Source organism: Streptomyces sp. NPDC020362 (genome assembly GCF_040642095.1).
GTDB lineage: Bacteria > Actinomycetota > Actinomycetes > Streptomycetales > Streptomycetaceae > Streptomyces.
In genome coordinates this window covers 6,735-19,977 of the sequence record NZ_JBFAET010000165.1, presented here as the reverse complement: position 1 = coordinate 19,977, position 13,243 = coordinate 6,735, and the positions used below count along the sequence as shown (strand labels likewise).

Annotated in this window: 14 protein-coding genes and 1 pseudogene; 7 read left to right on the top strand and 8 right to left on the bottom strand. The window is 71.7% G+C overall.

Annotation, left to right across the window (positions count from 1 at the left end):
• Positions 1-154: 154 nt before the first annotated feature.
• Complete coding sequence (locus AB0H32_RS36785; RefSeq protein WP_361130188.1) at positions 155-1,789, bottom strand: M48 family metalloprotease; 1,635 nt, start codon at positions 1,787-1,789, stop codon at positions 155-157.
• Positions 1,790-2,040: 251 nt separating this feature from the next.
• Positions 2,041-3,159, bottom strand: a complete 1,119-nt coding sequence (locus tag AB0H32_RS36780) for a hypothetical protein (RefSeq protein ID WP_361130185.1) — start codon at positions 3,157-3,159, stop codon at positions 2,041-2,043.
• Positions 3,160-3,289: 130 nt separating this feature from the next.
• Here AB0H32_RS36780 and AB0H32_RS36775 point away from each other — a divergent pair, with 130 nt between their 5' ends.
• The gene (locus tag AB0H32_RS36775) at positions 3,290-4,444 is read left to right on the top strand and encodes a cystathionine gamma-synthase (RefSeq protein ID WP_361130182.1); all 1,155 of its coding nucleotides are present in this window, start codon (positions 3,290-3,292) and stop codon (positions 4,442-4,444) included.
• A 9-nt stretch (positions 4,445-4,453) separates the two neighbouring features.
• Here AB0H32_RS36775 and AB0H32_RS36770 read toward each other — a convergent pair whose 3' ends face one another.
• From AB0H32_RS36770 to AB0H32_RS36760, 3 genes are all read right to left on the bottom strand, one after another.
• Positions 4,454-4,702, bottom strand: a complete 249-nt coding sequence (locus tag AB0H32_RS36770) for a hypothetical protein (RefSeq protein WP_361130179.1) — start codon at positions 4,700-4,702, stop codon at positions 4,454-4,456.
• Between the two features lie 25 nt (positions 4,703-4,727).
• A complete protein-coding gene (locus tag AB0H32_RS36765; RefSeq protein ID WP_361130176.1) occupies positions 4,728-5,234 on the bottom strand; it encodes a sigma factor-like helix-turn-helix DNA-binding protein in 507 nt (168 codons plus the stop codon).
• A 132-nt stretch (positions 5,235-5,366) separates the two neighbouring features.
• Complete coding sequence (locus tag AB0H32_RS36760) at positions 5,367-5,873, bottom strand: MarR family transcriptional regulator (RefSeq protein ID WP_361130193.1); 507 nt, start codon at positions 5,871-5,873, stop codon at positions 5,367-5,369.
• Positions 5,874-6,034: 161 nt separating this feature from the next.
• Here AB0H32_RS36760 and ilvA point away from each other — a divergent pair, with 161 nt between their 5' ends.
• The 4 genes from ilvA to AB0H32_RS36740 all read left to right on the top strand — a co-directional run bounded on the left by ilvA (position 6,035) and on the right by AB0H32_RS36740 (position 9,550).
• Positions 6,035-7,264, top strand: a complete 1,230-nt coding sequence (gene ilvA, locus AB0H32_RS36755) for a threonine ammonia-lyase (protein WP_361130173.1) — start codon at positions 6,035-6,037, stop codon at positions 7,262-7,264.
• 305 nt (positions 7,265-7,569) lie between these two features.
• Positions 7,570-8,553, top strand: coding sequence for an ATP-binding cassette domain-containing protein (locus AB0H32_RS36750; protein WP_361130170.1), 984 nt, complete (start codon positions 7,570-7,572; stop codon positions 8,551-8,553).
• Positions 8,550-8,753, top strand: coding sequence for an integral membrane transport protein (locus AB0H32_RS36745; protein ID WP_361130168.1), 204 nt, complete (start codon positions 8,550-8,552; stop codon positions 8,751-8,753). Before AB0H32_RS36750 ends, AB0H32_RS36745 begins: the two co-directional genes overlap by 4 nt.
• On the top strand, positions 8,750-9,550 hold the full coding sequence (locus tag AB0H32_RS36740) for an ABC transporter permease (RefSeq protein ID WP_361130165.1): 801 nt from the start codon (positions 8,750-8,752) through the stop codon (positions 9,548-9,550). Before AB0H32_RS36745 ends, AB0H32_RS36740 begins: the two co-directional genes overlap by 4 nt.
• Positions 9,551-9,734: 184 nt before the next feature.
• Here the strand turns inward: AB0H32_RS36740 and AB0H32_RS36735 are convergent, their stop codons facing one another.
• Positions 9,735-10,394: an NAD(P)-binding domain-containing protein gene (locus tag AB0H32_RS36735; protein WP_361130162.1), complete on the bottom strand. Its 660-nt coding sequence runs from the start codon at positions 10,392-10,394 to the stop codon at positions 9,735-9,737.
• A 76-nt stretch (positions 10,395-10,470) separates the two neighbouring features.
• Between AB0H32_RS36735 and AB0H32_RS36730 the strand changes: the two genes are divergently transcribed.
• Entirely contained in the window at positions 10,471-10,821 is a 351-nt protein-coding gene (locus AB0H32_RS36730) for a helix-turn-helix domain-containing protein (RefSeq protein WP_361130159.1), read from the top strand.
• Positions 10,822-10,862: 41 nt separating this feature from the next.
• Here the strand turns inward: AB0H32_RS36730 and AB0H32_RS36725 are convergent.
• Together AB0H32_RS36725 and AB0H32_RS36720 are read right to left on the bottom strand one after the other, a co-directional pair.
• Positions 10,863-11,261: pseudogene (locus tag AB0H32_RS36725) on the bottom strand (transposase); the annotation flags it as partial.
• Positions 11,262-11,344: 83 nt separating this feature from the next.
• Positions 11,345-12,190: a helix-turn-helix transcriptional regulator gene (locus AB0H32_RS36720; RefSeq protein WP_361130156.1), complete on the bottom strand. Its 846-nt coding sequence runs from the start codon at positions 12,188-12,190 to the stop codon at positions 11,345-11,347.
• Positions 12,191-12,328: 138 nt separating this feature from the next.
• On the opposite strand from AB0H32_RS36720, the gene AB0H32_RS36715 reads away from it, so the two are divergent.
• Complete coding sequence (locus tag AB0H32_RS36715; protein WP_361130153.1) at positions 12,329-13,108, top strand: NAD(P)H-dependent oxidoreductase; 780 nt, start codon at positions 12,329-12,331, stop codon at positions 13,106-13,108.
• The last annotated feature ends 135 nt before the right edge of the window (positions 13,109-13,243 follow it).

Below are 13,243 nucleotides of genomic sequence, written 5' to 3'. Positions count from 1 at the left end.
GCGGGGGGGCCGGGGTGGGTTGGGGGGCCCCGTGTGGGTTGTGGGGCCCGCGGGTGCTGGGGGGCCCGCGCCCCCCGCGTCGCTCAGGTGCGCTGTGCCGCCTGCTCGGGTTGTGCTGTTCCGTGGGGTGTGCCGACTACGCGGGCCGGGCCGACTACGCGGGCTGGGCCGCCGGTGGCAGCAGTGCGCGCAGGGGCGCGGTGTCGGGGTGGTCGGCCAGCGCCGCGTCCACGGCCGCCTCCAGCACGGCCTCGGGGCCGTCGTCCGGCGTGTTCTGCGAGGCCCAGCCGGGCAGGCGGACGGACGCCGGGCGCGACCAGGAGAACTCCCAGTGCAGCAGCGAACGGGAGCTGAACTCGGCCAGCACCATCGTCCGCAGGGCATCACCCATCCGCGGCCGTACGAACTCGCGGAAGGCCCGGCCCTTCGCCGCGGCGGCCTGCTCGGACAGCGGCAGCCGCTCCGCCAGCTGCCACAGCCGGCCGCCGTCGATCACCTCCAGCAGCGCGGCCAGGGTCGGCGGCTGCCCGGTGTAGTCGGCCAGTGCCCGGTGCAGCGGGGTGTGCACGGAGGACAGCCCCTCGGTCATGGTGGCGTCCAGCAGCTCCTCCCAGGCACCGGTGCGCGGGAAGGCGAGGACCTCGTCGGTGAGGACGGCGTCCTCCAGCACGGCCAGGGTGCGCCGCGGGTCGGTGAGCAGGGCGAGCGCCGCGCTCCTGGCCTCCTCGGTGCGCCCGTCGGAGGGCAGCGCCTCGATCCGGCGCACCCGCTCGGCGATCGGCGGATGGGAGTCGTACGGCGAGCCGGGCTCGGTCGGCAGCTCGCCGCGCAGCTCGACCAGCTCCTCGTCACGGGCGGACAGCAGCCGGCCGAAGCCGCCGAAGAACTCGCCCCGCGGCGGCAGCAGCCGGGCCGGCAGGCCGAGGGTGGCGTAGGAGTCGAGGTAGAAGTCGTGGGAGGTGGCCAGCACCGGGATCTCGCGCAGCGCGGAGGCGGTCGCGTCTCGGCCGGCGATGCGGGCGGCGGCCAGGTCGGCGGCGTACTCCTGAGCGCGGGCCGTGGAGAGCGAGGCCCGCAGGTAGAGCTTGCCGTACGCGGTGTAGATCGCCGCCATCGTCCGGTACGTCGCCCCGGCCCCACCGGTGTTGACTGTCTTGGCCTTCTTGCCCTTGGCGACCCGCTTGGCGGAGGCCGCCTCCTGGCGGGCGCGCTCGGCGGCCACCTTGCCGTCCGCCTTTTCGTGGAACTGCCCGATCACACCGCCGATCTGCGCCCGGCCGCGCACCACGAGCGCGGACAGCCGGGTGTCGCCGCCGGTGAAGTGGCCGTACTCGTGGGCGAGCACGGCACGCAGCTGTGCCTCGGTCAGACCCGTCAGCAGCGGCACACCGAGGTAGAGGCGGCGCGGGCCGGGCAGCAGGCCGAGCAGCCGTGACCGCTCGCTGACGGCCGCGTTGACGTCGGCGGTGAGCACGATCCGGCCGGGGGCGCGGGTGCCCGTGGCCGCCGCGAGGTCCCGGACCAGGGACCACAGCCGGGGTTCGTCGGCCTCGGTGACCGCGACGCCGGCCGGCTCCTCGCCCCTGGGCGTGCGCAGCATGAACATGCCCCGTACGACGGGGATGGCGAGCAGCACCGAGACGATGGCGAGCTTCACGGCGACCGGGCCGTGCCCCCAGGTGAACACCGCGATGTCGAGACCGGCCAGCGCCCCCAGCAGCACGAGGCTCAGCAGGTAGAAGCCGAACAGCAGAACAAGAGCGCGCAGTGCGCGCAGAGTTGCGCCCATCGGGCAGATCCCCCCACAGGATCCGGAGAAGCGGACATGGCGAACACCGCGAAGCGGAGCTGCCGGTGAGTGTGGGGGGACTCGAAGCAGACTCGGAGCAATGCAGAGCACTGCAGAGCGAGAGCGCCGGGCGGACTCGGCAAAGCGTGAGCAAACTCGGAGCACGCGGAGTATGCCCTACCGCAGGTGAGCAGGGCAATCTCATTTTCCGCGGGGCAACGGAAGCCGACCGGGGTCGGCCTGACGGCCGGTCAGCCGGGCAGGCTCGCCGGGCTGCCGCCGTGCGCCTCGTAACCCGCCACCGCCAGCGCGCGGTAGAGGGCGAACTCGGCGGCCGGGTCGGCGGACAGGGTCCAGGGCAGCGCGCCGACATGCCCGTCGACGTGGGTCAGCTGGTCCATGGCCTCCGCCCAGCGCTCGGCGCGGACCAGGAAGAAGACCAGCAGATGGCGGACGTGGGCGAGCATCGGGTCGTCGGGGTGGGCCGAGTGTACTGCGTGCAGCGCGCCGTGCACCGCCTTGGTGACGACCTCGCTCCGGTAGAGGCTCGCCACCAGGTTCACCTCGGGGAGGTGCTCGAAGACCGCGAAGAGCGGCAGCGCGGCGAGCAGCGAGCCCTCGGGGGCGCGGGCCGCCGCGGCCTCGGCGAACGCGTACGCCTGTTCACGCGAACCGTGCCACTTCTCGCACCAGTAGTGCAGCGCGGCCAGGTGCGCCCCCATGTGGTGCGGGGCGCGGTCCAGGATGCTCAGCCACAGCTTCTCGAACTCCGGCTGCGGATAGGCAAGGCCCCGGGCGATGGACAGCTCGACGAGGTACGGCACCGGGTCGCCGGGGGCCAGCAGGGCAGCCTGCCCGCACGCCCCCCGCGCCTCCTCCATGATGATCCGGAACTCTTCAGTGCCCGGCGTGGACGTCCGCCACGCCTGCTGCACCAGGAACTCCGCGTGCACCGCCGCGCCGCCCGCGTCCTTGGGCTGCTCGGCCCGCCACACCCTGAGCCACTGTCCGCCCGGTATCTCGTGCACCCCGCCCGGCCGCTGCCGCAGCTCCAGCGCCGCCGCGCCGGCGAAGGCCTGCACCCGCTGCCAGCGGGCCTCGCCCTCGGCCTCGGTGCCGGCCAGCAGCTGGGCGGCCGCGCGGTAGTCCTGGGTGCGCTGCACCAGGTCGAGGACGCCCAGCAGATCCCGGTCGGGGCCGGGCATCCGCACGTCCAGCTCCTCCTGGCGCACGAAGCCGTAGCGCGCCGGATCGGCGGCGTCCGGGTGGCCCGCGGGAACCCGCCCGACCGCCCCGCGACTGCGCCGCAGGAGCGGGAGCAGCACGAAGCTCAGCAGGACCAGGGCCATGAGCAGCCAGAGAATCGCCATGTCTCCAGCGAACCAGACACCGCCGACAATTGGCCAACCTCGTCCGCCGCGCCTGTGGAAAACTCGTCCCGACGCCAGGATGAGCCTGCCGGGCGCCACCATCCGGTCAGGAGCATTACGCTCGGTGGACATGAGCGACAGGCAGATCAGTCAGCACTTCGAGACCCTCGCGATCCATGCGGGCAACACCGCGGATCCCCTCACCGGCGCGGTCGTCCCGCCGATCTACCAGGTCTCGACCTACAAGCAGGACGGCGTCGGCGGCCTGCGCGGCGGCTATGAGTACAGCCGCAGCGCCAACCCGACCAGGACCGCCCTGGAGGAGAACCTCGCCGCGCTGGAGGGCGGCCGCCGCGGCCTCGCCTTCGCGTCCGGCCTGGCGGCCGAGGACACCCTGCTGCGCACGCTGCTCAGCCCCGGCGACCACGTGGTGATCCCGAACGACGCCTATGGCGGAACCTTCCGCCTCTTCGCCAAGGTCGTGTCCCGGTGGGGCGTGGAGTGGTCGGTGGCCAACACCAGCGACCCGTCCGCCGTGCGGGCCGCGATCACCCCGAAGACCAAGGCCGTGTGGGTGGAGACTCCCTCCAACCCGCTGCTCGGCATCACCGACATCGCCGCCGTCGCCCAGGTCGCGCACGACGCGGGTGCCAAGCTCGTCGTCGACAACACCTTCGCCACCCCCTACCTGCAGCAGCCGCTGTCGCTCGGGGCGGACGTCGTCGTGCACTCCCTGACCAAGTACATGGGCGGCCACTCCGACGTGGTCGGCGGTGCGCTGATCGTCTCCGACCAGGCGCTGGGCGAGGAGCTGGCCTACCACCAGAACGCGATGGGCGCCGTCGCCGGCCCCTTCGACTCCTGGCTGGTGCTGCGCGGCACCAAGACCCTCGCGGTGCGCATGGACCGGCACAGCGCGAACGCCACCAAGGTCGCCGACATGCTGACCCGGCACCCGCGCGTGACGAGCGTCCTGTACCCGGGGCTGCCCGAGCACCCGGGCCACGAGACCGCCGCCAAGCAGATGAAGGCGTTCGGCGGCATGGTGTCCTTCCGGGTCGACGGCGGCGAGGAGGCCGCCGTCGAGGTGTGCAACCGCGCCAAGGTGTTCACGCTCGGCGAGTCGCTCGGCGGTGTCGAGTCGCTCATCGAGCACCCCGGCCGGATGACGCACGCCTCCGCGGCCGGCTCCGCCCTGGAGGTCCCGGCCGACCTGGTGCGCCTGTCCGTGGGCATCGAGAATGTCGACGACCTGCTGGAGGACCTGCAGCGGGCCCTCGGCTGACGGTCCGCGTCACCAGCCGGAGATCGGTGGAGTCGTCTGCGACGGCGGCTCCACCCACGGGTGGACCTGTACGGCCCACACGGCGAACGCCACGGCCGCGGCGCACAGCAGCAGCCACAGCAGGCGGCGGACGGCGCGCCTGCGCCGCAGCAGCCGGTTGCCGCGGCGGACGGCCTCGCCATAGACGTCCGGCGGCACGGGCACCGGCACCTGGTCCATGAGCCGCCGCGCCGCGGCCTCCCGCTCGGGCCGGTTCACCGGGGCCCGCCCGGACGCCGTCGCCTCATGACGGCGCCACCTTCGCACCGCCCATCGCGCGCGGGGCGGCCGTGCGCGAGGGATGCAGCAGGGTGGCCGTCGCACGGTCGCAGATGGTGTGCACGCGCTCGGCGGGCAGGCCCAGCAGGGCCGCCGCCTGCTCCTCGGCGACCCCCTCGTACAACCGCAGCACCAGGATCAGCCGCTCCTGCGGTGCCAGGGCGGCGAGCGGGTTGTGCGGGTGGGGCCGGGCGCGGCCGAAGGCGCCGTACTGGTGCCAGGTCCCGTGCGCGAAGCGCGTGGCCAGGTACTGGCGGGCGCGGTCGTACGGATCCTCGCCGCGCAGCCGGTCCCAGCAGGCGTAGGTGTGGGCGAGGGCCAGCATCAGCAGCCTTCGCGCACGCGGGTTGGCGTCCGGTGCCTCGGCGGTGAGCAGCGTGGCGGCATGCAGCAGTCGTCCGGCCGCGCCCGCCACGAACGCCTCGAACTCCCGGGCCCGGCGGGCATCGCGGGATGCCTGCCGATCACGCACCGCGCCTCCCCCCTGAGGGGGCCCTGTCCGGCACGGGGCGGATGAACCGCGTACGACGCAGGACCCGGTCTCATATGAGGCCAGCGGCGGCCCAAGGTCAAGAGTTCGGACCGCACCCGTGCGGCGGGTGCCTCAGGCGGTCGGCGGCTGCTCCGGGGACGGCACACCCTGGACGGACATCCGGGCGGAGAGCGCGCTGTTGAAGCGCGTCAGGAGCGTGCAGAACTGCTCGCGCTCCTCCGGCGCCCAGTCGTCGGTCAGCTCGGCCATCAACTGACGCCGCGAGGAGCGCACTTCCTCCAGCCGCGAGACGCCGCGCGGCGACAGCTGGAGCACCACCGCCCGCCCGTCCTCCGGGTGCGAGGTGCGCTTGACGAGCCCGGTGTCGACCAGTGGAGCCACCTGCCGCGTGACCGTGGACGAGTCGATCCCCATGCTCGCGGCGAGCGCCTTGACGCCCATCGGACCCTCGTTGTCGAGACGGTTGAGCAGCAGGTACGCGGCGCGGTCCATGGAGTTGCGCACCTGCCCGACCCCGCCGAGCCGGGTCTGTTCCGCACGGCGGGCGAACACCGCCACCTCGTGCTGGAGGGTGTCGAGAAGACCGGTGTCACCGACGGTCGTCATGTCCATCGACATTTCAGGTGTTGTGGGCATGGCCGGAGGCTCGCTTCATGAAGGCTGCTGGGTTGGGGGACAGGGTACGCGGCCCGGGGGCGGACCGTACCGGCGCTGCGCAAACCGGTCTCGGAGGTTGGTCACACCCTTCGTGTGCGACCGTGAACTGCGAGACTTGAGTCATGAGCTACGGCACGGCCGACTCCTTGCACTCCGTCACCCTCGACGATGTGCGCGGAGCCCAGAAGATGCTCTCGGGCGTGGCGCGGGTGACCGCGATGGAGGGCAGCCGGCACCTGTCCCAGCTGATCGGCGCGCCGGTGCACCTCAAGTGCGAGAACCTGCAGCGGACGGGCTCGTTCAAGCTGCGCGGCGCCTATGTCCGCATCGCCGGGCTGCTGCCGGAGGAACGTGCCGCCGGGGTGGTCGCAGCGAGCGCCGGGAACCACGCGCAGGGCGTGGCGCTGGCCTCCTCCCTGCTGGGTGTGCACGCCACCGTGTTCATGCCGCAGGGCGCCCCGCTGCCGAAGATCAGCGCCACCCGGGACTACGGCGCCGAGGTGCGCCTGCACGGCCAGGTGGTCGACGAGACGCTGGCCGCCGCCCAGGAGTACGCGGCCGAGACGGGCGCGGTGTTCATCCACCCCTTCGACCACCCGGACGTCATCGCAGGTCAGGGCACGGTCGGCCTGGAGATCCTGGAGCAGTGCCCGGAGGTGCGCACGATCGTCGTCGGCATCGGCGGCGGCGGGCTCGCGGCCGGGATCGCGGTCGCGGTGAAGGCGCTGCGGCCGAAGGTCAGGATCGTGGGGGTGCAGGCGGAGGGCGCCGCGGCCTATCCGCCCTCGCTCGCGGCCGGCCGTCCGACGGCGGTGCAGAACCCGGCGACCATGGCCGACGGCATCAAGGTGGGCCTGCCGGGCCTGGTGCCGTTCGGGATCGTCCGCGAGCTGGTGGACGAGGTCCGCACGGTCAGCGAGGACCAGCTGTCCGCCGCGCTGCTGCTGTGCCTGGAGCGGGCCAAGCTGGTCGTCGAGCCGGCCGGGGCGAGCCCGGTGGCGGCCCTGCTCGGCGATCCCGGCGCCTTCCCCGGCCCGGTCGTCGCCGTGCTGTCCGGCGGCAATGTCGATCCGGTGCTGCTCCAGCGGGTGCTGCGGCACGGTATGGCCGCGCAGGGCCGCTACCTGGCGGTCCGGCTGCGGCTGACGGACCGGCCGGGCGCCCTCGCCACGCTCCTCGGGGTGTTGTCCGTGGTCGACGCCAACGTCCTCGACGTGAGCCACGTACGAACCGATCCCCGGCTCGGGCTCACGGAGGCGGAGGTGGAGCTGCACCTCGAGACGAAGGGACCGGCGCACTGCGCCGAGGTCGGCCAGGCCCTGCGCGAGGCGGGCTACACGGTCATCGCCTGAGGCACGGGTTCGGCCGCGGTCATCGACCGGGGCACGGGCCCGGGCGGGGGTTTCGGGCCCGGTCGGGTCATCGGCCCGGGGCCCGGGCGAGGCTCGAAGCGGCGGTGTCATTCGGGTGGGGAAACCCATTGAGGAACGCGATACATCGCGTTATGGTGTGTCGCGTGGCCGCCGCTCCGCCGGATCGCAGGCGGAAAACCGCAAGTGGAAACCGCAAGTGGAAACCGCAGGTGAAAATCTGCGGGAGGCCACCGGGCGCGCAAACCTACTCCCTTCCGAAGAATCCCGACGACGTGGAGACTCACATGCCAGGCGCCATCTATGCCGAAGGCCTGGTGAAGACCTTCGGCGACGTAAAGGCACTGGACGGCGTCGACCTCGATGTCCCCGAGGGCACGGTCCTCGGCCTGCTCGGGCCGAACGGCGCCGGCAAGACGACGACGGTCCGCTGTCTGACCACCCTGCTGCGCCCCGACCGCGGCAAGGCCGTAGTCGCGGGCGTGGACGTGATCGGGCATCCCGACACCGTCCGCCGCTCCATAGGCCTGTCCGGCCAGTTCGCGGCGGTCGACGAATACCTCACCGGCCGGGAGAACCTCCAGATGGTCGGGCAGCTCTACCAGATGAAGGCCAAGGCGGCCAAGCAGCGCGCGGCCGACCTGCTGGAACAGTTCAGCCTCGCGGACGCCGCCGACCGCCCCGCCAAGACCTACTCCGGAGGCATGCGCCGCCGGCTCGACCTCGCCGCCGCTCTCGTGGTCTCACCGCCGGTGATGTTCATGGACGAGCCGACGACCGGCCTCGACCCGCGCAACCGCCAGCAGCTGTGGGAGGTCATCAAGCAGCTCGTCTCCGGCGGTACGACCCTGCTGCTCACCACGCAGTACCTCGAAGAGGCCGACCACCTCGCCCACGACATCGCGGTCGTCGACCACGGACGTGTCATCGCCAAGGGCACCTCCGACCAGCTCAAGGCCCGCACCGGCGGCGAGCGCGTCGAGGTCGTGGTGCACGAACGCGAGCACATACGGACCGCCGCCGAAGTCCTGCAGGGCTTCGGCAAGGGCGAGACCACCGTCGAGGAGCACACCCGCAAGCTCACCGTCCCCGTCAGCGGCGGCGCCAAGCTGCTCGCCGAGGTCATCCGGGAGCTGGACAGCCGTGGGATCGAGATAGACGACATCGGGCTGCGCCGCCCGACCCTCGACGACGTCTTCCTGTCCCTGACCGGACACGTGGCCGAGGCCGCCGAACAGGGTCCGACGAACGGCAAGGAGGCGGTGAAGTGAGTGCCGTCACCGGCAGCGCGCCCACCGCCGCCCCCGGCAACTCCAGCGGCCGGCCCGTCCGCGACTCACTGATCGTTGCAAAACGCAATCTGATCCGTATGTCCCGGATCCCGAATTCTGTTCGCTCGCATCGGCCGGGTTTCATCTCGCCGCGCATCCAAGACCCGCAGCCCCATGCCGTGAAGGAGCAGGTGAAGTGAGCGCTGTGAACGACTCCCTGGTCGTCGCCCGCCGGAACTTGATCCGCATGGGCAGAATTCCCGAAGTGCTCATTTTCGGGCTGATCCAGCCCATCATGTTCGTGGTGCTGTTCACCTACGTCTTCGGCGGCTCGATCCAGGTCGGCTCGTCCACCTCGACCCACGCCTACCGCGAGTTCCTGATGGCCGGCATCTTCGCCCAGACCGTCACGTTCGCCACGGCGGGCGCGGGCGCGGGCATCGCCGACGACATGCACAAGGGACTCATCGACCGCTTCCGGTCCCTGCCCATGGCGCGCGGTGCGGTCCTGACCGGGCGCACTCTCGCCGACCTGGTCCAGACGGCGCTCACCCTCGTCGTCCTGGCGATCGTCGCCCTGATCGTCGGCTGGCGTGCGCACGAGAACCTGGGCAAGGTGCTCGCCGGATTCGGCGTCCTCCTGTTCCTCGGGTACGCGTTCTCGTGGATCGGCGCGCTCATCGGGCTGACCGTGCGCACTCCGGAAGCGGCGACTTCGGGCGGCCTGATCTGGCTGTTTCCGCTGACCTTCATCTCGAACGCGTTCGTGGACGCGAACAAGATGCCGTCCTTCCTGCGGCACATCGCGGAGTGGAACCCGTTCAGCGCCACCGTCCAGGCCTCCCGAGAACTGTTCGGCAACCTCCCCCCGGGCTTCCGGGCCCCCGACGCCTGGCCCATGCAGCACCCCGTGTGGGCCTCGCTGATCTGGTCGGTCGTGATCATCCTGATCTTCCGCACGCTCGCGGTCCGCAAGTACCGCAGGGCTGCCGGATGATGCCTCCGCAGGATCCTGATTTCCAAGGGCGGCCAGGTTACGGTCGGCCTGACTAGGCCCCTGACCGGGGCAAACGACTCGCTCCGAAGCCCCCTCCAAGAGGGAGGGGGCTTTTTCGTACGCCTGTACCGCTCGTTCCGGCTCACATCCCCGCTCAGAACTCCCAACGCATTCCCCGGACGCCTCACGCGCTCGCTGCTCGTGGACCTGTTGCGTAGGCCAGCGGCGGCGCGATCGCCCGTACGTCCGCCTGCTCCGCCACCCACAGGCCGATGTACAGCGCGGCGGTCGCCTCCAGCAGTCCGGCGCGGTCGAGGCCACCCCCGGCCACCGGCTCGCAGCCCATGTCCCGCACCAGCTTGCGTGCCAGCGCGAGTGCCGCCTCGTCGTCCCCGCAGATCGGAACGGTCAGGGGCTGACCGTCGAAGACCGGCGGGGTCATCCGCCACACGTCCTCGTGACAGAGGTTGAACGCCTTGACGACGTGCGCGCCCGGTGTCGCCGCAGCCAGTCGGCGCGCCGCCGAGGGGCCGCCTTCCGTCAGCAGCCGGAAGCCGGGCCCGACCGGATTGGCGCAGTCCAACAGGGCTTTGCCCGTCAGCTCCGCCCGCAGCTCCTTGACGACGTCCGCTCCCGCGCCATACGGCAGCGCGGCCAGCACCACCTCGCCGAAGCCGGCCGCCGCCTGCAGACTCCCGTGCCCCGCACCGTCCCCGATGCGCGTCGCGAGCCGTTGGGCCTTCTGTTCGTCCCGTCCTCCGACGAACACCTCGTGACTGGCCCGCACCCACTGCGTGGCCAGCGCGTCCGCCATGTTCCCCGTTCCCAGCACACCGATCTTCATCGATCCGCCCCTCTCCGCATCTGCTCCCACCGCTTTCGGGACGACACTAGGAAACCCGTCAGGCACCATTTGGTACGTGACGCCCGACGCCTACCTCGCCGACTGCCGCGCCCGCCTCGCCTTCGACCTTCTCTCCAACACCTGGAACGCCGTGCTGATCTGGGGCCTGCGGGACGGTCCCCGGCGCCCCGGCGAACTGCGCGAGCACATCGGTGGCATCAGCCCCAAGGTCCTGACCGAGACACTGCGACGGCTGGAGTTCAACGGGCTGGTGGCACGGAACGCCTTTGCCGAGGCGCCGCCCCGCGTCGAGTACGAACTCACCGATCTGGGGCGGACGTTGCTCGGCCCGATCGACGCATTCGGCGCGTGGGCCTTCGAGCACGGCGATGAGGTCATGGCCGCCCAGGAACGCAAGGGTGGGTGAGGTCCCAGCCGGTGACCTCCCCTGCACGCGATGATGCACTTTCATCGGGATGGGTTCGAGCGCCGCCGGCAGATCGGCGCGCAGCCCGGAATGACGAACGCTTCGTGGATGTCGTCGCGGACCTCCCAGCGGATCCGCAGACGGCGGAACCAGTGCAAGTGGGCGAACGCGCGCTCGACAACTTGGCGTTGATTGCCCAGCCCGGAGCCCTGCCCGGTGTCTCGCCGGGCAACCAGCGGCTTCACGCCGAGCTTCCACACCAGGCGACGGTACTTGTCGCGGTCGTATCCGCGGTCATCGAGGATGACGTCTGGTCGGCGCCGTGGACGGCCGCGCTTGCCCCGCACGGGCGGAACGGCTTCGAGGGGCGGGATGAGCCGGGTGACGTCGTTGCGGTTCCCGCCAGTCGGCGTGACGGCGAGCGGGATGTCAGTGGCGTCGGTGTCACCAGCCGCCAAGTGGTCCGGACCCTGGAGAGCCGCCGGCGCTGAGGCGTTCCCGGCGGCTGGTGGGCGTCGTCGAGTTACTCGCGGACCTGGGTGTTCACTGCGGGATGTGCGTCACCGCCGGCTGCGCCCAGGCCCGCGAGCAGGCGCAGCCCGTCCTCGGCGGGGCTGCCGGGGGCCGCGGACAGTACGAGCAACTCCGTGCCTGATTCGTCCGGCAGCGCGAAGTTCTCCTGGTGCAGGTCCAGCAGTCCGATCAGCGGGTGCCGGTACGCCTTGCGTCCATGGGTGCGGGCGCGCACGTCCGCGCGGGCCCAGAGGCGGCGGAAACGCTCGCTGCCCATCGCCAGCTCGCCGATGAGTGAGGCCAGACGGGGGTCCTCGGGGTATTTGCCGGCGGCCAGGCGCAGGTGCCCCACCACGTCGAGGGTGCAATTCTCCCAGTCCGCGTAAAGGCCGCGCTCGGCCTCCTCGAGGAAGATGTGCCGGGCGGTGTTCAGGCCCGGCATCGGCCGGCCGAAGAGGAGCCCGGCGAGGCGGTTCCCGGCGAGCACGTCCAGGCGGTGGTCCATGATCAGCGCCGGTGCGTCGGCGACCAGGTCGAGGACGCGCAGCAGTTCCGGCCGGACCCGCCCGCCCGGCGCCTTCGCGCGGCGGCGCTGCCGGGCGAGCCGGTCAAGGTGCCCGCGTTCGGTCTCGTCGAGGCCGAGGACGCGGGCGAGCGCGTCGAGGACCTGCTCGGAGGGCTGGGTCGCGCGGCCCTGCTCCAGGCGTACGTAGTAGTCGACGCTGACGCCGGACAGGTGCGCGACCTCTTCGCGGCGCAGCCCTTCGACCCGGCGGCGGCTGTCGGTGGGGATGCCGACGGCCGCCGGGTCGACCCGGGAACGCCGGGTCCGCAGGAAGCCCGCAAGATCGTCCATGCCCCCAGTATCGCCTCGGTGGAGCCCGTGAAGGTGGCCCTGCCGGTACCAGGAAGTCCCGTCCGACGGAAGAGGAGCCCCTGAACGCCGGGCTCCGCAGCGTCCAGGATCGAAGGCACCCGATCCCAAGGAGTTCCCATGAAGACGCTGATCGTCTACGCCCACCCGGAGCCGAAGTCGCTCAACAGCTCACTGAAGGACCTCGCGGTGTCCACGTTGGAGAGCGCCGGGCACGAGGTACGGGTGAGCGATCTGTACGCGATGAACTGGAAGGCGGTCGTGGACGCCGCGGACTACGGCCCCGACGCCTCAAGTCCGCTGAAGGTCGCCCGGGACTCGGGCCGGGCCTTCGACGCCGGGACGCTCACCCCGGACGTCCGCGCCGAGCAGGAGAAGCTGCTGTGGGCCGACACGATCATCTTCCAGTTCCCGCTGTGGTGGTACACGATGCCCGCGATCCTCAAAGGCTGGGTGGACCGGGTGTTCACCTTCCACTTCGCGTACGGCGTCGGCGAGCACAGCGACACCAGGTACGGCGAGCGCTTCGGCGAAGGCACCCTCGCGGGCAGGAAGGCTCTGCTGTCGGTGACCGCCGGCGGCCCGGAGTCGCATTACGCCGCTCGCGGGATCAACGGCCCCATCGACGATCTGCTGTTCCCGATCCACCACGGGATCCTCTACTACCCGGGCATCGAGGTGCTGCCGCCGTTCGTGCTGTACGGCACCGACCGGATGACCGGCGAGGACTACCCGGACGTCGCCAAGGCTTGGGAGCAGCGCCTGCTCACCCTGGAGTCGACCGAGCCGATCGCGTTCCGGCGCCAGAACTTCGGCGACTACGAGATCCCCTCGCTGCATCTGAAGGAGGGACTGGAGCCCGCGGGCCGCACGGGTTTCGGGCTGCACGTGCGCGGCTGACCGCAGGCGATGGACAGGACGAGCTGGGGCGCGAACCCGAGGAGCAGCCCGAGGGCCGTGGCGGCGGCCGACGCGGCCAGCTGCCTGCTCTCCGCCCTGGGCACCCCTGCTCCGCAGCCCGAGCCCGAGCCCGAG